At 67.2% G+C, this 18,639-nt stretch carries 23 protein-coding genes and 2 tRNA genes; 13 read left to right on the top strand and 12 right to left on the bottom strand.

Going from position 1 to position 18,639, the window contains the following annotated elements:
• The first annotated feature begins 8 nt into the window (after positions 1-8).
• The 5 genes from D514_RS33065 to D514_RS38760 all read left to right on the top strand — a co-directional run bounded on the left by D514_RS33065 (position 9) and on the right by D514_RS38760 (position 4,707).
• Positions 9-989 (top strand): mechanosensitive ion channel family protein, encoded by a 981-nt coding sequence (locus tag D514_RS33065; RefSeq protein ID WP_236610990.1) that lies wholly within the window; start codon positions 9-11, stop codon positions 987-989.
• On the top strand, positions 986-1,435 hold the full coding sequence (locus tag D514_RS33070; protein ID WP_017830670.1) for a globin: 450 nt from the start codon (positions 986-988) through the stop codon (positions 1,433-1,435). The genes D514_RS33065 and D514_RS33070 overlap by 4 nt, the downstream gene beginning before the upstream one ends.
• Positions 1,432-3,096 carry an FAD-binding dehydrogenase gene (locus D514_RS33075; RefSeq protein WP_017830671.1) on the top strand — a complete coding sequence of 555 codons (1,665 nt, stop codon included), beginning with the start codon at positions 1,432-1,434 and terminating at the stop codon, positions 3,094-3,096. The genes D514_RS33070 and D514_RS33075 overlap by 4 nt, the downstream gene beginning before the upstream one ends.
• Positions 3,097-3,187: 91 nt before the next feature.
• Positions 3,188-4,195, top strand: a complete 1,008-nt coding sequence (locus D514_RS33080) for a serine hydrolase (protein ID WP_017830672.1) — start codon at positions 3,188-3,190, stop codon at positions 4,193-4,195.
• A gap of 35 nt (positions 4,196-4,230) precedes the next feature.
• Positions 4,231-4,707: a hypothetical protein gene (locus D514_RS38760; protein ID WP_144053052.1), complete on the top strand. Its 477-nt coding sequence runs from the start codon at positions 4,231-4,233 to the stop codon at positions 4,705-4,707.
• On the opposite strand, the gene D514_RS33085 is transcribed toward D514_RS38760, so the two are convergent.
• A complete protein-coding gene (locus tag D514_RS33085) occupies positions 4,686-5,351 on the bottom strand; it encodes a hypothetical protein (protein ID WP_017830674.1) in 666 nt (221 codons plus the stop codon). The genes D514_RS38760 and D514_RS33085 overlap by 22 nt on opposite strands.
• Before the next feature lie 50 nt (positions 5,352-5,401).
• Here D514_RS33085 and D514_RS33090 point away from each other — a divergent pair, with 50 nt between their 5' ends.
• Positions 5,402-6,292, top strand: a complete 891-nt coding sequence (locus D514_RS33090; RefSeq protein ID WP_017830675.1) for an acyl-CoA thioesterase II — start codon at positions 5,402-5,404, stop codon at positions 6,290-6,292.
• Between the two features lie 82 nt (positions 6,293-6,374).
• Here D514_RS33090 and D514_RS33095 read toward each other — a convergent pair whose 3' ends face one another.
• From D514_RS33095 to D514_RS33110, 4 genes are all read right to left on the bottom strand, one after another.
• The gene (locus D514_RS33095; RefSeq protein ID WP_017830676.1) at positions 6,375-6,860 is read right to left on the bottom strand and encodes a thioesterase family protein; all 486 of its coding nucleotides are present in this window, start codon (positions 6,858-6,860) and stop codon (positions 6,375-6,377) included.
• 7 nt (positions 6,861-6,867) lie between these two features.
• Positions 6,868-8,547, bottom strand: coding sequence for an energy-dependent translational throttle protein EttA (gene ettA / locus D514_RS33100; RefSeq protein ID WP_017830677.1), 1,680 nt, complete (start codon positions 8,545-8,547; stop codon positions 6,868-6,870).
• 63 nt (positions 8,548-8,610) lie between these two features.
• Positions 8,611-9,108, bottom strand: coding sequence for a hypothetical protein (locus D514_RS33105; protein ID WP_017830678.1), 498 nt, complete (start codon positions 9,106-9,108; stop codon positions 8,611-8,613).
• Positions 9,109-9,186: 78 nt separating this feature from the next.
• Positions 9,187-9,693 carry a single-stranded DNA-binding protein gene (locus tag D514_RS33110; RefSeq protein WP_017830679.1) on the bottom strand — a complete coding sequence of 169 codons (507 nt, stop codon included), beginning with the start codon at positions 9,691-9,693 and terminating at the stop codon, positions 9,187-9,189.
• A 206-nt stretch (positions 9,694-9,899) separates the two neighbouring features.
• On the opposite strand from D514_RS33110, the gene D514_RS33115 reads away from it, so the two are divergent.
• Complete coding sequence (locus D514_RS33115) at positions 9,900-10,169, top strand: hypothetical protein (protein WP_017830680.1); 270 nt, start codon at positions 9,900-9,902, stop codon at positions 10,167-10,169.
• A gap of 85 nt (positions 10,170-10,254) precedes the next feature.
• Here D514_RS33115 and D514_RS33120 read toward each other — a convergent pair.
• Positions 10,255-10,330 (bottom strand) — tRNA-Arg (locus D514_RS33120).
• A gap of 87 nt (positions 10,331-10,417) precedes the next feature.
• Here D514_RS33120 and orn point away from each other — a divergent pair.
• The 6 genes from orn (at position 10,418) to D514_RS33150 (ending at position 13,036) form a co-directional block, all read left to right on the top strand.
• Positions 10,418-11,044, top strand: coding sequence for an oligoribonuclease (gene orn, locus D514_RS33125; protein WP_017830681.1), 627 nt, complete (start codon positions 10,418-10,420; stop codon positions 11,042-11,044).
• 36 nt (positions 11,045-11,080) lie between these two features.
• A tRNA-His gene (locus D514_RS33130) sits at positions 11,081-11,153 on the top strand.
• Positions 11,154-11,244: 91 nt separating this feature from the next.
• Positions 11,245-11,874, top strand: a complete 630-nt coding sequence (locus D514_RS33135) for a LysE family translocator (RefSeq protein WP_017830682.1) — start codon at positions 11,245-11,247, stop codon at positions 11,872-11,874.
• A gap of 24 nt (positions 11,875-11,898) precedes the next feature.
• Complete coding sequence (locus D514_RS33140) at positions 11,899-12,249, top strand: metallopeptidase family protein (RefSeq protein ID WP_031206166.1); 351 nt, start codon at positions 11,899-11,901, stop codon at positions 12,247-12,249.
• A gap of 2 nt (positions 12,250-12,251) precedes the next feature.
• Positions 12,252-12,542: an ATP-dependent Clp protease adapter ClpS gene (gene clpS / locus D514_RS33145; RefSeq protein WP_236610991.1), complete on the top strand. Its 291-nt coding sequence runs from the start codon at positions 12,252-12,254 to the stop codon at positions 12,540-12,542.
• Positions 12,539-13,036, top strand: a complete 498-nt coding sequence (locus D514_RS33150) for a DUF2017 family protein (RefSeq protein ID WP_017830685.1) — start codon at positions 12,539-12,541, stop codon at positions 13,034-13,036. The genes clpS and D514_RS33150 overlap by 4 nt, the downstream gene beginning before the upstream one ends.
• Here the strand turns inward: D514_RS33150 and D514_RS33155 are convergent.
• From D514_RS33155 to gatC, 6 genes are read right to left on the bottom strand one after another with little or no spacing between them, the layout of a single operon-like run.
• Positions 13,033-13,614 carry a hypothetical protein gene (locus tag D514_RS33155; RefSeq protein WP_017830686.1) on the bottom strand — a complete coding sequence of 194 codons (582 nt, stop codon included), beginning with the start codon at positions 13,612-13,614 and terminating at the stop codon, positions 13,033-13,035. The two genes, D514_RS33150 and D514_RS33155, sit on opposite strands and share 4 nt — an antisense overlap.
• Positions 13,598-13,915 carry a hypothetical protein gene (locus D514_RS33160; RefSeq protein WP_031206169.1) on the bottom strand — a complete coding sequence of 106 codons (318 nt, stop codon included), beginning with the start codon at positions 13,913-13,915 and terminating at the stop codon, positions 13,598-13,600. The genes D514_RS33155 and D514_RS33160 overlap by 17 nt, the downstream gene beginning before the upstream one ends.
• Positions 13,916-13,951: 36 nt before the next feature.
• Positions 13,952-15,208, bottom strand: coding sequence for a DNA polymerase IV (dinB, locus tag D514_RS33165; RefSeq protein ID WP_017830688.1), 1,257 nt, complete (start codon positions 15,206-15,208; stop codon positions 13,952-13,954).
• 47 nt (positions 15,209-15,255) lie between these two features.
• A complete protein-coding gene (gatB, locus tag D514_RS33170) occupies positions 15,256-16,770 on the bottom strand; it encodes an Asp-tRNA(Asn)/Glu-tRNA(Gln) amidotransferase subunit GatB (RefSeq protein WP_017830689.1) in 1,515 nt (504 codons plus the stop codon).
• Positions 16,770-18,287: an Asp-tRNA(Asn)/Glu-tRNA(Gln) amidotransferase subunit GatA gene (gene gatA, locus D514_RS33175; RefSeq protein ID WP_017830690.1), complete on the bottom strand. Its 1,518-nt coding sequence runs from the start codon at positions 18,285-18,287 to the stop codon at positions 16,770-16,772. The genes gatB and gatA overlap by 1 nt, the downstream gene beginning before the upstream one ends.
• Positions 18,284-18,583 (bottom strand): Asp-tRNA(Asn)/Glu-tRNA(Gln) amidotransferase subunit GatC, encoded by a 300-nt coding sequence (gatC, locus tag D514_RS33180; RefSeq protein ID WP_031206170.1) that lies wholly within the window; start codon positions 18,581-18,583, stop codon positions 18,284-18,286. The genes gatA and gatC overlap by 4 nt, the downstream gene beginning before the upstream one ends.
• Positions 18,584-18,639: the final 56 nt, after the last annotated feature.

Below are 18,639 nucleotides of genomic sequence, written 5' to 3' on the forward strand. Positions count from 1 at the left end.
AGGCCGGTATGAAGGTCCTCACGGTGGCCATCATCATCGCCAGCTGTGTCGTGATCGGCCTCGTCCTGCGCATCGTCATCCGACGTGTCGTGCACCGTATCGTCGACAGCGCCAAGAACAAGGCGTCGGTCGACGACACGCAGGCCCTCGAACGATCCCCCCTCGCCGACATGCGCCTCGTGCAGCGCACGCGCACGCTGGGGACGATCCTGCAGAACATCGTCAACGTGATGCTCGTCGTCATCGCGATCGTGCTCATCGTGAACGCGATCGACAACAGCCTCCTCGGCTCCCTGACCCTCCTGACCGCTGCCGTCGGCGCCGGCCTCGGCTTCGGAGCCCAGAACATCGTCAAGGACGTGCTCAACGGCATGTTCATCGTCGCCGAAGACCAGATCGGCATCGGCGACGTGGTCGATCTCGGTCTCGCGAGCGGCGTCGTCGAGTACGTCAGCGTGCGCATCACCCAGGTGCGCGACGTCAACGGCACCCTCTGGTACGTGCGCAACGGCGAGGTCACCCGCATCGGGAACATGTCGCAGGGATGGGCGCGGTCCATCATCGACCTGGGCGTGCCCGCAGACTCCGACCTGGAGCAGGTCGAGCACATCATGCTCGAGACGGCGCAGGGGCTGGCGAAGGATCCGAAGTGGCGCACGCGCATCATCGAGAAGCCGGAGCTGTGGGGGCTCGAGTCCATCGACGGCGATGCGCTCGTGGTGCGCATCGTGATCAAGGCCCGCGCCAACGCGAAGGACGACGTCGCCCAGGAGCTGCGGCGTCGACTGCGCGCCGCCCTGCTCGAGAAGGAGATCGGCGTTCCGCGCATGGTCGACGTCGTGCCGACCGGCCTCGACGGAGCGCGTCGCGTGCGCGGAGCGAATCCGCCCAAGACCCGGCCGAATGCCGTGACCGGCGTCCCGATCATCCCCGACCGCGGGATCTGGCGCCGCAAGAAGCCGAACGACGACGGGAGCACCCAGAAGTGACCTTCTACGACGAGATCGGCGGCCACGACACGTTCGCGAAGATCGTCTCGGTGTTCTATCGCGAGGTCGCACTCGACCCGGTGATGAAGCCGATGTACCCCGAAGAAGACCTGGGCCCCGCGGAGGACCGCCTGCGGATGTTCCTCGAGCAGTACTGGGGCGGTCCCACGACCTATGGCGAGACGCGCGGACACCCGCGGCTGCGTATGCGGCACATGCCCTTCCGCATCGACGCGGACGCGCGCGATCGTTGGCTTCGTCATATGCGAACGGCTGTGGACGAGGCGCAGTTGTCCCCCCTGCACGAAACCACGCTGTGGGACTACCTGGAGCGGGCCGCCTATGCCATGGTGAACTCACTCGAGCCTTCCGGGATCGGTGCCGGTCCCGGTGGTCGTCCGACGCTCGAGGCCCGATCACGTCAGGAATCAACGGAGAACTCATGACGACGACACCCCTGTCTGCAGACGTCCTTGTGATCGGATGGGGGTTGGCCGGCCTCGTCGCGGCGGCGGAGGCACTCGATGCCGGGCGGCGCGTCATCCTGGTGGACCAGGAGCCGCGCACGAATCTCGGCGGTCAGGCCTGGTGGTCTTTCGGGGGCCTGTTCTTCATCGACTCCCCCGAGCAGCGACGCCTCGGAATCAAGGACTCCCTCGAACTCGCGACCCAGGACTGGTTCGGCAACGCCGGATTCGATCGCGACGAAGACGAATGGCCCCGCCGTTGGGCGCAGGCGTACCTCCAGTTCGCCGCCGGCGAGAAGCGCGCCTGGCTTCGAGAACGCGGCGTCGGCTTCTTCCCCGTCGTCGGCTGGGCGGAGCGCGGCGGCTACGGGGCGATCGGACCGGGCAACTCCGTCCCCCGCTTCCACATCACCTGGGGCACCGGACCGGGTATCGTCGCCCCCTTCGCGGCAGCCGTCGAGCAGGGCGAGCGGGACGGACGGCTCACGATCCTTCCGCGTCACCGCGTCGGCGAGCTCACCGTCAGGGACGGCACCGTCACCGGTGCACGAGGGGACATCCTCACAACCAGCGGTGCGCAGCGCGGTGTGCCTTCATCTCGCGAGGTGATCGGCGAGTTCCAGATCTCGGCGACCGCCACGATCGTGTGCTCAGGAGGGATCGGCGGCAACCACGACCTCGTGCGAGCGGCGTGGCCCGAACGGCTCGGCACCGCACCCGACCACATGCTCACGGGTGTGCCGGCATATGTCGACGGCTCGATGCATCGTGTGAGCGAGGTCGCGGGTGCCCGCCTGATCAACGGCGACCGCATGTGGCACTACGTCGAGGGCATCACCAACTGGGATCCGGTGTGGCCTTCGCACGGGATCCGCATCCTGCCCGGCCCCTCGTCTCTGTGGCTGGATGCCACGGGAAAGCGGCTCCCCGTGCCGCTGTTCCCCGGCTTCGACACCCTCGGCACACTCGAGCACCTGCGCACGACAGGCCACGACCACTCCTGGTTCGTCACGTCGCGTCAGATCGTCGAGAAGGAGTTCGCCCTGTCCGGCAGCGAGCAGAACCCCGACCTCACCGGGAAGGATGTCGGCCTCCTCCTGAGATCCCGCCTCGCCAAGGGACCGACCGGCCCGGTGCAGTCCTTCCTCGACGAGGGCGAGGACTTCGTCGTCGAGAACGATCTCGACTCGCTGCTCGAGCAGATGCAGAAGCACCCTGGCGGCGAGCTCCTCGACCTCGACAACGTCCGGCGCGAGGTCGAGGCCCGCGACCGCGAGATGGAGAACGACTTCACCAAGGACACGCAGATCGGCATGTTGCGGTCGATGCGCGGCTACCGCGGCGACAAGCTCATCCGGACTGCAGCCCCGCACCGCCTTCAGGATCCTGCGGCGGGGCCGCTCGTCGCCGTGAAGCTGCATGTTCTCACGCGCAAGTCCCTCGGCGGAATCAACACCGATCTCGAAGGCCGCGCCCTGAACGCCGCAGGCGAGCCGATCCCGGGTCTCTACGCGGCAGGTGAGGCGAGCGGTTTCGGCGGCGGCGGCGTGCACGGCTACCGGGCACTCGAGGGAACCTTCCTCGGCGGCTGCCTCTTCTCCGGTCGCACTGCGGGGCGCGCGGCCGCAGTCGCGATCTGAGTCGCGAGGCGAGCTCCGACGCACGGCTTCCCGTTTTCCTGGTGGCGTCGTTCCGGGGACCCGTCGCACTTGTTCGGGGTACCCCGAAGACATGGCGTTCCACGTCGAACCACACGGCGGCGCTGCCTACGGTGGGCTCGTGCGCATCCTCTTGTTCCTCGGCCTCCTGTCGACACTGCTCTCGAGCTGCGCTGTTCCCGCTGTCACCGCGGACACCCCGACGACTGCCTCCCGCACGGTCGAGGCGTACGCGGAGACATTCGCGACTCCCGGGATCGCCGCGGCCCTGATCTCCGACGGAGACGTCGATCTGATCGTGCGCGGTCGTGACGGCGCCGGAGCCGCGATCACCCCGGAGACGCGGTTCCGGATCGGGTCGATGAGCAAGTCGATGACGGCGACGGCGATCATGCTGCTGGTCCAGGACGGCTCAGTGGAACTGGATGACCGTGTCGTCGATCGCCTGCCGGAGTTCACGATGGCCGATGCGAGGTACGAGCAGATCACGATCCGCCAGCTGCTGTCCCATACCTCGGGATTGTCGCTGCAGACCAACGACGAGTTCGCGTTGCCCGCGCCGCGGACCACGCGGGCGGTCGTCGCCGAGCTCAGGCAGGGCCGACTGGTCGCGGAACCGGGAGCCCGATTCGAGTACCACAACACGAACTACTCGCTCGCCGCCCGTATCGTCGAGATCGTGTCTGGGCAGCCTCTCGATGATTTCCTTCGGGAGCGTCTCTTCGTGCCGCTGGGCATGCACGACTCGCTGAGCGTGGACGCCTGCGACCGGACTGTGGATGAGCTCGCGCCCGGCTTCTCCGTGGTGCTGGGTCTCGCGTACGTGATGCCGGAGATGCCGGGGCGGTGCGGAGGCAACGGCGGCGTGGTGTCGACGCTCGCCGACATGGTGCAGTGGCTCCGCTTCAACCAGGGCACGGTGGGTGCGGCACTGCTGGAGCGTCCGCTGCTCGACGAGCTGCACGCCATGCAGCCCAACGCTTCACCGTATGGCCTCGGCTGGCAGCGCCTCGCCCCGGATGGAGGGGATGCACCGGGCTTCGTCTCGCACGGGGCACTCTGGCGACGTTCACCGGGTTGATGGCCTTCGCCTCCGCGACGGGGAGAGGTGTCGTGGTGCTCACGAACGGAGTCGGCTCCCCCGGTGAGCTGGCGCAGAACCTGATCTCGGAATCCGAGGGCGTGCCCCCGAAGCCCTACGGGAACCCTCCGGGCGTCGCGAACAGCATCCTGTCTGTCCTTGCCGCGGTCGCTCTGCTCCTTCTCCTCGTGACGACTCTTCGCGCTCCCCGCTGGGCGGCGGGAAGGCGGTCCGCACCGACACCACGACTCCTGCTCCGACTCTTCCCGCTCACCCTCGTGATCGTCGCGGGGCTGGTCATCCCCCTCACCCCCGCGTTGCTCCGGGGCTCCGTCAACTGGCAGTACTGGGTGATCGACCTCTGGCTGTTCCCGCTTCTGGACCTTCTCGGCGCGGTCCTGGTGCTGGGAGGGATCAGCGCCCTCGTGAGCAGGATCGTCGCGCTGCAGCGCGGCCACGTGCTTCTGCGTCGCGGGCGGCAGGGGCCGTCTCAGCCGGCGGAGCCGGTGTGACGCACACTCGTGAGCCCTGAGGCGACCGGGCCACGGGAGAGCACATGACCGCGCCGGAAGGCGAGTCGCGTCCATCGCCCGGATCGAGAGACGGCCACCTGTTCCTCGCCCGAGATGAAGCCCATCGCGTCCGCGGCGAAGGCGACGCCTCGCGGGACGTCACCGAGGTCCTCATCCGGCTCCCCCCAGATCGCGGCCCGGAGGGCTCGCACGGCTTCTTCTCCGGAGCCCGGCGCGGTACCGCGGGCCACGGCGGAGATCCCCCATTGCGCCCGCTGGGCGATCACGGAGACGTCGAGCGTCGACACCGGCTCCCACCCGCCTCGAGGCGGCGCCACACCAGCCCACGCCGGCGAGAGTCCGGTGTCCGGGAGCTCGAGGCGGTGTGGCTCGTCGGTCTTCGTGAGCTGATCGACGACGACATCGCACTCGAGTTCGGGATCGGCATGCACGATGCGCATAGCGAGGATCGTCGGTGTCTGATCGAACAGGCCGTGGGGGGCGAGTGCCGCGGTCGTGAGGGCGAGTACGCCGCTCGACGCCTGCAGCCGCACGCCTTCGTCGGTGATCCTGGCCGCTCGACCCACGAACGTCAGGACGTCTTTCGCCGTGTGGGAGTCGGCGAGGAGAAGGTGATGCGGCACGCGTTCTAAACTACCAACGGAGCGGCGCCCTGGGGCGCAGAGAGGAATCCATGAGCGCGGAAGACCACGCCATCCAGACCGTCGAGCGGCTGCTCGAGGTCCTCGATCTCGATTCGACGCAGGCACGGACGACGGAGGACATCTTCACCGGTTCCTCGCACCCGATGCCCACCGGCCGGATCTACGGCGGGCAGGTTCTCGCCCAGGCACTCCTGGCTGCAGAGCGCACCCTTCCCGAAGACCGGGCGGTGCACTCGATGCACGGCTACTTCCTGCGTCCAGGCGACGCGAGTCAGGGCATCACGATCTCCGTCGACCGCATCCATGACGGACGCTCGTTCTCCACGCGCCGTGCCCAGGCCTACCAGAACGGTGTGCCCATCTTCTCGATGATCGCCTCCTTCCAGGACGCCGACCCGGGCGTCGAGCACGCACAGCCGATGCCCGATGGCATTCCCGCCCCTGAGGCACTCGCACCGGACGAGGATCGGGTTCAGGGTCTCCCCGGCGGCACCGCACGGATGCTGAGCGAGCGCGCCGCGGACATCCGCCACGTCGACTCGCCTCTGTATCTGCCGAGCGATGATGCGCGCACGCCGCAGCAGGCCGTGTGGATGCGTCTTCGCGCGCCGCTACCCGACGACCAGCGTCTGCACAGGGCGGCCCTCGCCTACCTCAGCGACATGACGATCCAGGAGTCGATTCTCCGCGCCCACGGCGTCTATTGGGCGCTCCCCGGTCTCAAGGTCGCCAGCCTCGATCACGCGATGTGGTGGCACCGGCCCGCGCGCGTGGACGAGTGGCTGCTGTACGTGCAGGAGTCGCCGAACGCCCGCGGCGGCAGAGGGCTCGCCACCGGACGGATCTTCACGCGTGACGGAGCCCTCGTGGCGAGCGTCGCGCAGGAGATCATGATCCGGGTCCCCGACGGCCAGGAGTGATGCGTCGGTCGGGAGCATCCGTTCCCGACCGACTACGAGGCACAGCCTTGCGTGCTCCTCGGTGCCGCTGACCGAGAGCGGCTCAGCGATGGCTGTACTGGATCGACTCTCCGAGGTACGGCTCCCAGGCGTCGCGCATCTCCTGCGTGAGGCGGGTGGGGCGTCCGGTCTTCGCGTCGACGAGCACGATGATCGCCGTTGATCGCGCATAGATCTGACGAGGGTCTACCGTCGGGTCGTTGTGCACCTCGTAGCAGACCTCGACGCTGGACCCGCCGAGCTTCCCGAACCACATCTGCACCTCGAGCGGTCGCCGCTGGTACGGCACGGGCGCGAGATACTCGATCTCCTGGCGAGCGATGAGCGTGAGAATGCCCTCGTCGATGCCTGAGTCGAGCACCGCCGTCGAGGGTGCCTCCTCGCCGGGGCCCGCGCGCCAGAATGCTCGCACGCGAGCCTCCTCGAGCAGCTTCAGCATGGAGGTGTTGTTGACGTGGTTGAACGCATCCAGATCGCCCCAGCGGAGCTGGATCGGGATGTGCAGACGGGGCCCCGGCGATGCGGTCACGACAGGCTCAGTCGCGCGTCAGCTTGCGGTGGGTCGAGCGGTGCGGCTTGGCCGCATCCGCTCCGAGGCGCTCGATCTTGTTCTCCTCGTAGGCCTCGAAGTTGCCCTCGAACCAGTACCACTGGTCAGGCTTCTCATCAGTGCCCTCGTAGGCGAGGATGTGCGTGGCGATGCGGTCCAGGAACCACCGGTCGTGGGTGATGACCACGGCGCAGCCGGGGAATTCGAGCAGCGCGTTCTCGAGCGAGCTCAGGGTCTCCACGTCGAGGTCGTTGGTCGGCTCGTCGAGGAGCAGCAGGTTGCCGCCCTCCTTGAGGGTCAGCGCGAGGTTCAGGCGGTTGCGCTCACCACCGGAGAGCACACCTGCCTTCTTCTGCTGATCCGGACCCTTGAAGCCGAACTTGGAGACGTACGCCCTGGACGGGATCTCGGTCTTGCCGACGGTGATGTAGTCGAGGCCGTCGGAGACGACCTCCCACAGCGTCTTGTTCGGGTCGATGTTGGAGCGCGACTGGTCGACGTAGCTGATCTTGACCGTCTCGCCGATCTTCAGATCTCCGCCGTCGAGCGGCTCGAGGCCGACGATGGTCTTGAACAGCGTCGTCTTTCCGACACCGTTCGGGCCGATGACACCGACGATGCCGTTCGGCGGCAGGCTGAAGCTGAGCCCATCGATGAGCGAGCGTCCGTCGAAGCCCTTCTTCAGGTTCTTGGCCTCGATGACGACGCTACCGAGACGCGGTCCTGCGGGGATCTGGATCTCCTCGAAGTCCAGCTTCCTGGTGCGCTCGGCCTCGGACGCCATCTCCTCGTAGCGAGCGAGACGCGCCTTCGACTTGGTCTGACGCCCCTTCGCGCTCGAGCGCACCCACTCCAGCTCCTCTTTGAGGCGCTTGGCGAGTTTGGCGTCCTTCTTGCCCTGGATCTCGAGGCGTTCGCCCTTCTTCTCCAGGTAAGTCGAGTAGTTGCCTTCGTAGCCGATCAGGCGGCCGCGGTCGACCTCGGCGATCCACTCGGCCACATGGTCGAGGAAGTACCGGTCGTGGGTGATCGCGATGACGGCACCCTTGTAGGCCTGCAGGTGCTGTTCGAGCCACAGCACGCTCTCGGCGTCGAGGTGGTTGGTCGGCTCGTCGAGGAGCAGGAGGTCGGGCTTCTGCAGGAGCAGCTTCGCCAGCGCCACACGACGCTTCTCACCACCGGAGAGCGGGGCGATCGCCGCGTCGCCCGGAGGGGTGCGCAGCGCGTCCATGGCCTGATCGAGCTGCGAGTCGAGGTCCCAGCCGTCCGCCGCGTCGATCTCTTCCTGAAGCGAACCCATCTCCGCCAGGAGAGCGTCGAAGTCGGCATCGGGATCGGCCATGAGTGCCGAGATCTCGTTGAAGCGGTCGAGCTTCGCCTTGATCGCGATGCCGTCCTGGATGTTCTCGAGCACGGTCTTCGTCTCGTCGAGTTCCGGTTCCTGCATGAGGATGCCGACGGTGAACCCCGGAGAGAGCTTCGCCTCCCCGTTCGACGGGGTGTCCAGACCCGCCATGATCTTGAGGATGGTCGACTTACCGGCGCCGTTGGGGCCGACCATACCGATCTTGGCCCCGGGGAGGAACGCCATGGTCACGTCGTCCAGGATGAGCTTCTCGCCCACTGCCTTGCGTGCACGAACCATCGAGTAGATGTACTCAGCCACCGAAAACCGCTCCTTCTGTTGGCGTCGAAGATCGACACTCCAGCCTACCGGCCCCCTGGCGTGTCACCAGTCGATAGGACGTGTGGCGCCGATGAGGCAGCGCCCCTCGGCGAGTTGCGGAAGAACCGCGGTGACGACTTGCCCCGTGGAGGGCCCGACCTGGCCGACGAGACACTCATCGTCGCCCCAGCGCACGGAGAACTGCAGACTCTCCGCCGGATTCCCTACCGTGGTCTGATCCTGGGTCACCTGCATCGCCTCGCGATCGAACCCTGCACTGATCAGAGCGTCGATGTAGGCGCGACCGAACCCCCGCTGATCGGTCGCCCAGATGCCTTCCGCGGTCGCCGTGAACACAGGCAGGTTCTCCTCGGCGGTGCCATCGGGCACCAGGACGGGAGCCGCGGGACCCGGCGGCTCCACACCGGGCGAGGCGGAGACCGACGGGGAAGGTGACGGAGCGGGGCTCGGCGTGCACCCGGAGAGAAGAAGGGCGGCCGCGGCCGTGGCGGCGAGGACGCCGGCTGCACGCGCGGGCGAGTGGACCGATCGACGAAGCACGAGCCGAGTCTACGTCGCCTTCCCCTTAGTCTCGCCCGAACAGCCGGTCCGCGCCCTCACCTCTCCAAACTCGACAGGTCAGCCCGTCCCCGTCATCTCCACTGCCGGATCAGCCCAGGACAGGTCGATCGTCGAGGAGTCCTTCTCCTCATCGGGGCCGCCGACCCCGTCATGGCCGGATGACGCGTCTGCGGAGTCGGTTGACGTCTCGGTGGCGCTCGCCTGCGCACGCGCCTGCGGTCGGTAGGCGGTCGTCCCCCACCGCAGGTCATGTCCGATCGCATCTGCTTCGATGTCGACGCTGGTGCCGTGTTTGCCGTTGCTCTCCCAGTTTCGGATCTTCAGGCGACCGGTCACGATCACGCTGTCGCCGGTGCGCAGCGACGCCTTCGCATTCTCGCCGAGCTGTCGGAATGCGGCCACGGAGAACCAGTTGGTCCCGGAGTCCGTCCAGGTCTGGGTCGCGGCGTCGAAGCGGCGGTGCGTGCTGGCGAGGCGGAAGTTGGTGACCGAGACGCCACCCCCGGTCTGGACCTGCGTCGGGTCGGTCGCGACTCTCCCCACGATGGTCAGGGTGTCGATCATGTGCTCATCCTCTCGTTCGCCGGATCGCTTCCGGGTCCCTCCAGAGTGGGGCGCGACGACGGGAGCCGATCGCCCGAATCGTGCAAGCGGTGGACAGTCTGGGTCAGATGGCGTCTGTGGAGAGAAAGCCCCGATGAGGGCGGGAGGACCTCGCCGGCCCGAATGTCGGAGGTCGGTCATATCTTCGAATCACGAAAGGAGCCCCGATGTCCGACAACCTGATCACCTCCCTCCCCGAGATCCCCTACGCCACGCCTCGACTCGCTTCCGCACGAGAGCATCTGGTCCGCGCCGCGGATCACCTCTGGAGAGTGCAGGATCAGCGGGAGCACGTGCTCGGTCACCTGCGCATCGTCGCGGATCCGCTCGGGCTTCGATACCGCGCGGAGCGCCTTCATCTCGCGACGGGCGTCTTCCGGGTCGTCGGTGAGTTCTGGCGCGCGGATGATGCCGTCGCGGCCCTCCGCTATTCCTGACGAGTTCAGCGCGGTCGACGACGCAGGCGGAGATGCGACGGCCAAGGCCTCGATGCGGGGTGTATCCCGGGGCTTTCGAGTCGTGTGGTGCCCCCGGCAGGATTCGAACCTGCGACCAAGAGATTAGAAGGCTCCTGCTCTATCCCCTGAGCTACGGAGGCGCACATCTCTAGAGTATCGCGGTCCCGGGCGCGTTTCGTGAAGCACGCTCCGGTCGGCGATGTCGGGCCCGTCGATAGTATGGCGGCATGGTATCTGCGTCCGAGAATGATCGTCTCGTATGGATCGACTGCGAGATGACGGGCCTCGATCTGGCAGTCGACGAGCTCGTCGAGATCGCCGTCGTCGTCACCGACTTCGAGCTCAACCCCATCGATCCGGGATTCCAGGTGGTGATCCGCCCCAATGAGAGTGCCCTCGAGCACATGAACGACTTCGTCACGAAGATGCACGAGACGTCGGGACTCATCGAGGAGATCGCCGGTGGAGTGTCGCTGGAGGAGGCCGAGTCCCAGACTCTCGCGTACATCAAGCGCTTCGTCCCGCTGGAGCGCAAAGCGCCTCTGGCCGGGAACACGATCGGCACGGATCGGATGTTCCTGGCGAAGTACATGCCGCGGGTGGATCAGTGGTTGCACTACCGAAACGTCGACGTCTCCAGCATCAAGGAGCTCTCGCGCCGTTGGTACCCGCGGGTGTTCTTCCAGGCCCCCTCCAAAGACGGGGGTCACCGTGCGCTCGCCGACATCCTCGAGTCGATCAGAGAGCTCCGGTACTACCGCGAAGCGGTGTTCGTCGATGAGCCGGGGCCGTCCAGCGACGAGGCTCGAGAGATCGCTTCGCGCACGGTGTCCGAGTTCACTCCGAACATGTAATATACTCGTATGGTTGCCTGCTCCGGTGGGCACATGGTGGGTATAGCTCAGCTGGTAGAGCGCTGGCTTGTGGTGCCGGATGTCGCGGGTTCGAGTCCCGTTACTCACCCTCCTGAAGAAGGCCCGAATCGTAAGGTTCGGGCCTTCTTCGCATCTCCGCGTGATCGGCCTGTTCCCCTCCGGAGCTCTAGACTGGCGAGGTGTCGCTCGCGGTCTGGTTCTCCTTGCTGACCGCCTCCGTCGTGATCAGCTTCACGCCCGGCGCCGGTGCGATCAACACGATGTCGAACGCCATGAATCAAGGGTGGCGACGATCGATCTGGGGCATCGTCGGGCAGCAGATCGCGTTGATCGTCCATGTGGCTGTCGTGGCCGCCGGCGTCGGGCTGCTGGTCTCTCGCTCGGAGGTGCTCTTCAACGGCATCCGCTATGCCGGCGCCGCGTACCTGGTGTTCCTCGGGATACGTCTCATCCTCACGAAGCCCGCGGTCGTGGTCGACGACGTTCCCGTTCCGGTCGATTCCCGGGAGAGCCACTGGTCGATGATCCGCCGGGGGTTCTGGGTCAACCTGCTGAACCCGAAGGCGATCGTCTTCTTCCTGGCGTTCATCCCGCAGTTCGTCCGGCTGGATGAGCCGCCACTGCCGCAGTACCTCACCCTCATCGTCACCGTGATCGTCGTCGATGTGATCGTCATGTGGGGGTTCTTCGCCGCGGCCGCGCGCCCCTTCCGTCGTCTCACGCGCACGGCGCGAGGGCAGCGCGTCCTCAACACGGTCTTCGGCACTCTGTTCATCGTGGTGGCCGCGATCCTCGTTCTCCTCCACTGACCTTCCGTCGCCCCTAGGCTGAAGATGATGGACATGGATGCCGCCGCCTTCGAAGAGCTCGTGATCGACGAGCTCGACCGCCTCCCCGACGACATGGTCGAGGGGCTGGAGAACGTGGTGTTCGTCGTCGAGGATCGGCCGGAGGACGGCAGCCTCGACCTGCTCGGGCTCTACGACGGCTTGGCGCTGACCGAGCGGACGCAATACGGAATGGGTGAACTCCCCGATCGCATCGTCGTCTACCGCGAACCGCACCTCGCGCAGTGCGAGACCGACGACGAGCTCCGCGACGAGATCCACACCACACTGGTCCACGAGATCGCGCACTTCTACGGAATCGACGACGAGCAGTTGCACGAGATGGGCTGGGCGTGACGATTCCGACAGCGGTTCCCGCCCTCGATGAGGCGACCGATCTGAGCGCCGCTCCGCTCGAGCCATGGCAGGTGGTGGTCTGGAACGACCCCGTCAACCTGATGAGCTACGTGGTGCGCGTCTTCCGTACGTACTTCGGGTACTCCCTCGATCATGCGACAGCGTTGATGCTCGCCGTGCACCACGACGGACATGCGATCGTGGCCACCGGACCGCGCGAGACCATGGAGGTGCATGCACAGGCCATGCACGAGTTCGGGCTCTGGGCCACGGTCAGGAAGGCGACGCCATGACCTCTGACACCGTGGTCGTCCCGATCACCGCCATCGAGGAGCACCACCTCGCGAAGCTCGTGGACGACTTCCTGGAGCTGCTCGTCACCTCGCGTGACGTCGGGGATCCCGCGATCGACCGGCTGGCACCGAACCCTTACCCCGACGATCCCGCCTCCGCTGCCGGCTTCGCGGAGAGCACGCGAGAGGACCTCCTCGATCGGCGACTCAGCGATGCGCGCCTGATGCGGGCAGCGCTCCGAGAACTCCCCGAGGGTGGTGACGGCCTCGAGGAGGCAGAGGCCCTCCTGACGCGCGAGCTTTCGGTCCCCGCGGCAGATCTCGACTCCTGGCTCCGCACGCTCACCGCCATTCGACTCGTGATCGCGGCTCGCCTGGGGATCACCTCCGACGAAGAGACCGGAACCGACGGCCGTCACGATGTGTACGACTGGCTCGGCTACCGCCTGGAAGTTCTCATACAAGCGGCGGACGACGCCGATGGAAGGCGCTAGGGAACCTCGACGACTCGGGTGGCGAGGGAACGAGGATCGTCCCGCTCCCGGTGCAGACGCTCCTGCGCAGCCCAGCGGTCCCAGTGCGGGCGGTAGGTGTCGCCGTCGCGGGCCAGAGCGCGCGCCTTGCGCGACGCCTCCGCGGACTCCACCCAGATTCTGACGTCGGCGAGGCCGGCGGTCGACGCCCGGAGTATCCCGCTGCCCTCGACGATCACGCCGAGAGCCGGATCGACGGCGTGGCTTTCCGCCTCAGCCTGAGCTTCCCAGTCCCACCGCCGCCAGGTTCCGAGGTAACCGCGGCCGTGCGGGCGGAGGATCCACTCCAGGGCGCGCTCGACGCCGCCTTCGAGACCATCCCAGCCGGGGTACAGCGAGTCCAGCGCGATGAGCTGCACATGGCCGACCACGGGCCAGCGACGCACGAGCAGGGACGCGAGAGTGGACTTCCCGGCTCCGCTGCCGCCGTCGATGAGCACGACCGGGTTGACAGCGGCGACGGCGCGGACATCCTGCTCGATCAGTGTCGCAGCCTGCTCCAGCGCGGCTGAGACCGGGTCGTCACTTCTTGAGGGCACGGATGATGCGGGTGAGCGCCCGTCCGGCGACCCAGACGAACGGCACGGCGACAACGAGAAGCGTGACGATGTTCGGCTCGAAGCGCAGGCCCTCTTCGCGACGCACATACACGCCTACGGGAACGGAGACACCACCGCCACCGCCACCTTCGGCACCGTCTCCGCTGCCCCCGCCGAAGCCCGAGTAGGTGAACGCGACCGGCGTGATGCTCACACCGTCGACGTCCTGCGGCTCGCCATAGGCGCTCTTCACGCCGAAGGACGCAGCTTGTTTTCCGAGTTCCAGTGCAATGTTCGGCATAACCCCACGCTAGCCGAGGAACCACACCCTGTGGGATCAATCCAGGCCGTGGGCCTTCGGATGTTGTGCGGCGCCTCTGCCATCGCCGCGGCCGATGTGTCGGGCGCGACTGATGGTCGCCGCGCCGAACCGGGCGACGGCCTCATCCACCGCTCCCTCGACTCGGCGCCAGTCCTCGTCGTCGTCCCAGAGCCCGAGGGCGCCTCCGCCGGCTGGTCGAAGATTCTCGGCACGGACGCCGACGAGTCGCACCGGATCGCGTCGGTCGATCTGCTCGAACAGGGACTGAGCGGCTTCTCCGATGCGCTGACCCACTGCTGTGGGCTCGCTCAGCGTCTGGGACCGGCTCAGCGTACGGAAGTCATCGAAACGGATCTTGATCGCGACGGTCGATGTCTCCCACTCCGCTCGGCGGAGTCGGGCAGCGACGCGGTCAGCCAGTCGGAGCAGTTCCGCGCGCAGGAACGAGCGGTCGAGGATGTCGGCGTCGAAGGTCTCCTCATGACCGATGCTCTTCTCCACACGCTCCGTGTCGACGACGCGCGGATCCTCTCCCCGGGCGAGCTGTGCGAGTCGCGCACTCAACGCAGGTCCGACAGCGCGTTCGATCATCTCGCGCGGGGCATCTCTCACATCTCGCACCGTTCGGATCCCCCGTGCCTCCAGCGCTTCCGCGGCCTTCGGCCCGACGCCCCACATGGCGCGGACCGGTCGAGGTGCGAGGAAGTCGAGCGTGTCCTTTGCCGCGACGACGAGCATCCCGTCGGGCTTGGATATCGTCGAAGCCATCTTGGCGACGTGCTTGGTGGCGGCGACGCCGACGCTGCACGTGATCCCGACCTCGTCGAGGACGCGCGCTCGGATGAGTTCGGCAATGCGCCCGGGGCTCCCCCAGAGACGGCGCACACCCTGCACGTCGAGGAATGCCTCGTCGACGGACAGCGGCTCCACGAGCGGCGTGAACGATTCGAAGATCGCCATCACCTGCCGAGAGACCTCCTGGTACCGGTGGAAGTGCGGGGGGACGATACGCGCGGACGGACACAGCCTGAGGGCCTGCGAAACCGGCATCGCCGCGCGAACGCCGTATCGGCGGGCCTCATACGACGCGCTCGAGACGACCGAACGGCCGTCCGGCGCGCCGATGATCAGCGGCAGACCGCGAAGAGAAGGATCATCGAGCACCTCGACCGCCGCGTAGAACGCGTCCATGTCGACGTGCAGGATCCTCGTACCGGTGTCGTCGGCATCGATGGCGGACACGATGCGTCCGCTGCCGTCACCGTGTCCCATGCATCCATCCTCCCCCGGGCCTCCGACATGAGGCCCGGGGTCGCACGCTACTGCGCAGCGCGCTCGAGAATGAGTTCACGGACGCGTGCGGCGTCCGCCTGGCCCTTCATCGCCTTCATCACGGCTCCGATGACGGCACCGGCGGCCTGCACCTTGCCGTCCTTGATCTTCGCCATGACGTCGGGCTGTGCGGCGAGTGCTTCGTCGATAGCGGCGATCAATGCGCCGTCGTCCGATACGACCGCGAGTCCACGGGCGTCGACGACCTCCTGCGGGTTGCCCTCGCCGGCGATGACGCCTTCGAGCACCTGACGAGCGAGCTTGTCGGTGAGGGTGCCGGCATCGACGAGCTGCTGCAGGGCTGCGACGTTCTCCGGGCTGATGAGCTCGGTGGCGTCCTTCTCCTGGGCGTTCGCGAGACGGGAGATCTCACCCGTCCACCACTTGCGTGCCGTGGCTGGAGTCGCCCCAGCGGCGATCGTCGCCTCCACGGCCTCGAGCAGTCCGCCGTTGCGGACATCCTGGAACTCCAGGTCGGTGAAGCCCCACTCCGCCATCAGGCGGCGACGGCGTGCCACCGGCTGCTCGGGAAGTGCCGCCCGCAGCTCTTCGATCAGTTCGGCGGCAGGCTCCACCGGCAGCAGATCGGGCTCCGGGAAGTAGCGGTAGTCGTCGGCATCGGACTTGGGGCGGCCGGGCGAGGTCGTGCCCGTGTCCTCGTGCCAGTGCCGGGTCTCCTGCGTGATGGTCCCGCCGTCGGCGAGGATCTGCGCCTGGCGCTGGATCTCATACCGCACCGCACGCTCGACCGACCGCATGGAGTTGACGTTCTTCGTCTCCGTGCGCGTGCCGAGCTTCTCCTGACCGCGAGGCCGGAGGGAGACGTTCGCGTCGCATCGCAGGTTGCCGCGCTCGAGACGCGCCTCGGAGATGCCGAGTCCGCGGACGATGTCGCGGATGGCCTGCACGTACGCCTTGGCGACCTCGGGTGCGCGATGGTCGGTACCGAAGATCGTCTTGGTGACGATCTCGACCAGAGGCACGCCCGCACGGTTGTAGTCGACCAGCGAGTACTCGGCGCCCTGGATGCGTCCGGTCGCCCCGCCCATGTGGGTCAGCTTTCCGGCGTCTTCCTCCATGTGTGCGCGCTCGATGGGGATCGTGATGAGCGTTCCGTCCTCGAGCTCGACCTCGACCGATCCCTCATAGGCGATCGGCTCGTCGTACTGCGAGATCTGGTAGTTCTTGCCGAGGTCCGGGTAGAAGTAGTTCTTCCGGGCGAATCGGCTCGACTCCGCGATCGAGCAGCCGAGGGCGAGCCCCAGGCTGATCGAGGATCGGATGGCCGTCTCGTTCACGACCGGCAGCGACCCGGGCAGACCGAGGTCGACCGGGGCGATGAGCGTGTTCGGCTCGGCGGCGTGGAACGCCTCGTTCGCCGGGTTCGGCGCATCCGAGAACATCTTCGTGTTCGTGTTGAGCTCGACGTGCACCTCGAATCCGAGGACCGGCTCGAACATCTCGAGCGCCTTGTCGAAGTCCATGAGCTTGGCGGCGGCCATCAGCGCTTCCCTCCTGCGAGCTGCGGTGCACGGGTGAGCAGCGGGGCGCCCCACGAATCGACGAGGAGCGTCTCGAGTGCCGCTCCCACACGGTAGAGGCGGGCGTCCTCACGCGCCGGAGCGATGAACTGGATGCCGACGGGGAGACCGTCGTCGTCTGCCAGACCGCTGGGGATGGAGATGCCGGGAACGCCAGCGAGGTTCACCGGGATCGTGGTGATGTCGTTCAGGTACATCTGCAGCGGGTCGTCGATCTTCTCGCCGAGCTTGAACGCCGTCGTCGGCGCCGAGGGCGTCGCGATCACATCGACCTCGGCGAAGGCGTTCGCGAAGTCCTGCTGGATGAGGGTGCGGACCTTCTGTGCACTGCCGTAGTAGGCGTCGTAGTAACCGGCGGACAGCGCGTAGGTGCCGAGGATGATGCGTCGCTTGACCTCGTCGCCGAATCCGGCGTCGCGCGTCGCGGACATGACATCTTCGACGGTCGGGTTGCCATCGGGAGTCACCCGAAGGCCGAACCGCACCGAGTCGAACTTCGCGAGGTTGCTGGATGCCTCGGCCGGGAGGATCAGGTAATACGCGGCGACCCCGTACTCGAAGTGGGGGGCGCCGATCTCGACGATCTCAGCACCCTGCGACTCCATGAGCGCGAGTGCGCTGCGGAAGGACGATGCCACACCGGGCTGGAATCCGCTGTCGGGCAGCTCACGGATGACGCCCACCTTGAGGCCCTTGAGCACGTCTCCGCGCGCACCCTCTCGCGCGGCCTCGGCGAACGAGGGCCACGCGTCGCGCAGCGAGGTCGAGTCCTTCGGGTCATGTCCGCCGATCGCGTCGTGGAGCAGACCGGAATCGAGCACGGTCCGCGAGACCGGGCCGACCTGGTCGAGGCTGGAGGCGAGGGCGATGGCTCCATAGCGGCTCACACCGCCGTATGTCGGCTTGACGCCGACCGTGCCGGTCACGTGGGCGGGCTGGCGGATCGAGCCTCCGGTGTCGGAACCGAGTGCGAGAGGTGCCTCGAAGGCGGCGACCGCGGCGGCCGAGCCACCGCCGGAGCCACCAGGAATCCGATCGAGGTCCCAGGGGTTGTGCGTGGGACCGTACGCCGAGTGCTCGGTGGAGGAGCCCATGGCGAACTCGTCCATGTTCGTCTTGCCGAGGGCGATCATCCCCGCCGCGCGTGAACGTGCCACGACCGTGGCGTCGTACGGCGAGCGGTATCCCTCGAGGATGCGCGAGCCGCTCGTCGTCGGCTGGTCGGTCGTGACCAGCACGTCCTTGATCGCCAGCGGCACGCCTGCGAGCGGACCGAGAACCTCACCGGCGGCCCGTCGTGCGTCGATCGCCGCTGCGGCCTCGAGCGCCCCCTCGTTGACGTGCAGGAACGCGTGGACGTCGCCGTCGACCGCAGCGATGCGGTCGAGGTGCGCCTGCGTGGCCTCGACGCTCGACACCTCGCCGGCGGCGAGCTTCGCGGCGAGCTCCGCCGCATCCAGCCGGATGATGTCGCTCACTGCTCTTCTCCCAGGATCGCGGTCACGCGGAAACGGCCGTCGGCGGCATCCGGTGCGTTCTGAAGCACCTGCTCGTGCGTGAGCGTCTGCCCGACCACGTCGGGACGGAAGACATTGCTCAGCGGGATCGGGTGGCTCGTCGCGACGACGTCGGGGGTTGCGACCTCCGACACCTTCGCGATGTTGTCGACGATCGCGTCGAGCTGGCTCGTGAGCCGCGACACCTCGTCGTCGTTCAGCTGGATGCGTGCGAGCACACCGAGATGGCGCACGAGTTCAGGGGTGATTTCAGACACTCCCCCAGTCTAGTTGGCGCGCTCGGCAGTCCCATGCTCTCCACGCGGCTCGCCCT

This window comes from Microbacterium sp. UCD-TDU (assembly GCF_000340625.1).
GTDB lineage: Bacteria > Actinomycetota > Actinomycetes > Actinomycetales > Microbacteriaceae > Microbacterium > Microbacterium maritypicum.

What these genes read in the sequence shown, in the direction of transcription:
- D514_RS33065 (WP_236610990.1), top strand. Translation starts at nt 9, where the DNA reads ATGAAGGTCCTCACGGTGGCCATCATCATCGCCAGCTGTGTCGTGATC.
- D514_RS33075 (WP_017830671.1), top strand. Translation starts at nt 1,432, where the DNA reads ATGACGACGACACCCCTGTCTGCAGACGTCCTTGTGATCGGATGGGGG.
- D514_RS33080 (WP_017830672.1), top strand. Translation starts at nt 3,188, where the DNA reads ATGGCGTTCCACGTCGAACCACACGGCGGCGCTGCCTACGGTGGGCTC.
- D514_RS33090 (WP_017830675.1), top strand. Translation starts at nt 5,402, where the DNA reads ATGAGCGCGGAAGACCACGCCATCCAGACCGTCGAGCGGCTGCTCGAG.
- D514_RS33110 (WP_017830679.1), bottom strand. Translation starts at nt 9,693, where the DNA reads ATGATCGACACCCTGACCATCGTGGGGAGAGTCGCGACCGACCCGACG.
- D514_RS33115 (WP_017830680.1), top strand. Translation starts at nt 9,900, where the DNA reads ATGTCCGACAACCTGATCACCTCCCTCCCCGAGATCCCCTACGCCACG.
- orn (WP_017830681.1), top strand. Translation starts at nt 10,418, where the DNA reads ATGGTATCTGCGTCCGAGAATGATCGTCTCGTATGGATCGACTGCGAG.
- D514_RS33140 (WP_031206166.1), top strand. Translation starts at nt 11,899, where the DNA reads ATGATGGACATGGATGCCGCCGCCTTCGAAGAGCTCGTGATCGACGAG.
- D514_RS33150 (WP_017830685.1), top strand. Translation starts at nt 12,539, where the DNA reads ATGACCTCTGACACCGTGGTCGTCCCGATCACCGCCATCGAGGAGCAC.
- D514_RS33160 (WP_031206169.1), bottom strand. Translation starts at nt 13,915, where the DNA reads ATGCCGAACATTGCACTGGAACTCGGAAAACAAGCTGCGTCCTTCGGC.
- dinB (WP_017830688.1), bottom strand. Translation starts at nt 15,208, where the DNA reads ATGGGACACGGTGACGGCAGCGGACGCATCGTGTCCGCCATCGATGCC.
- gatB (WP_017830689.1), bottom strand. Translation starts at nt 16,770, where the DNA reads ATGGCCGCCGCCAAGCTCATGGACTTCGACAAGGCGCTCGAGATGTTC.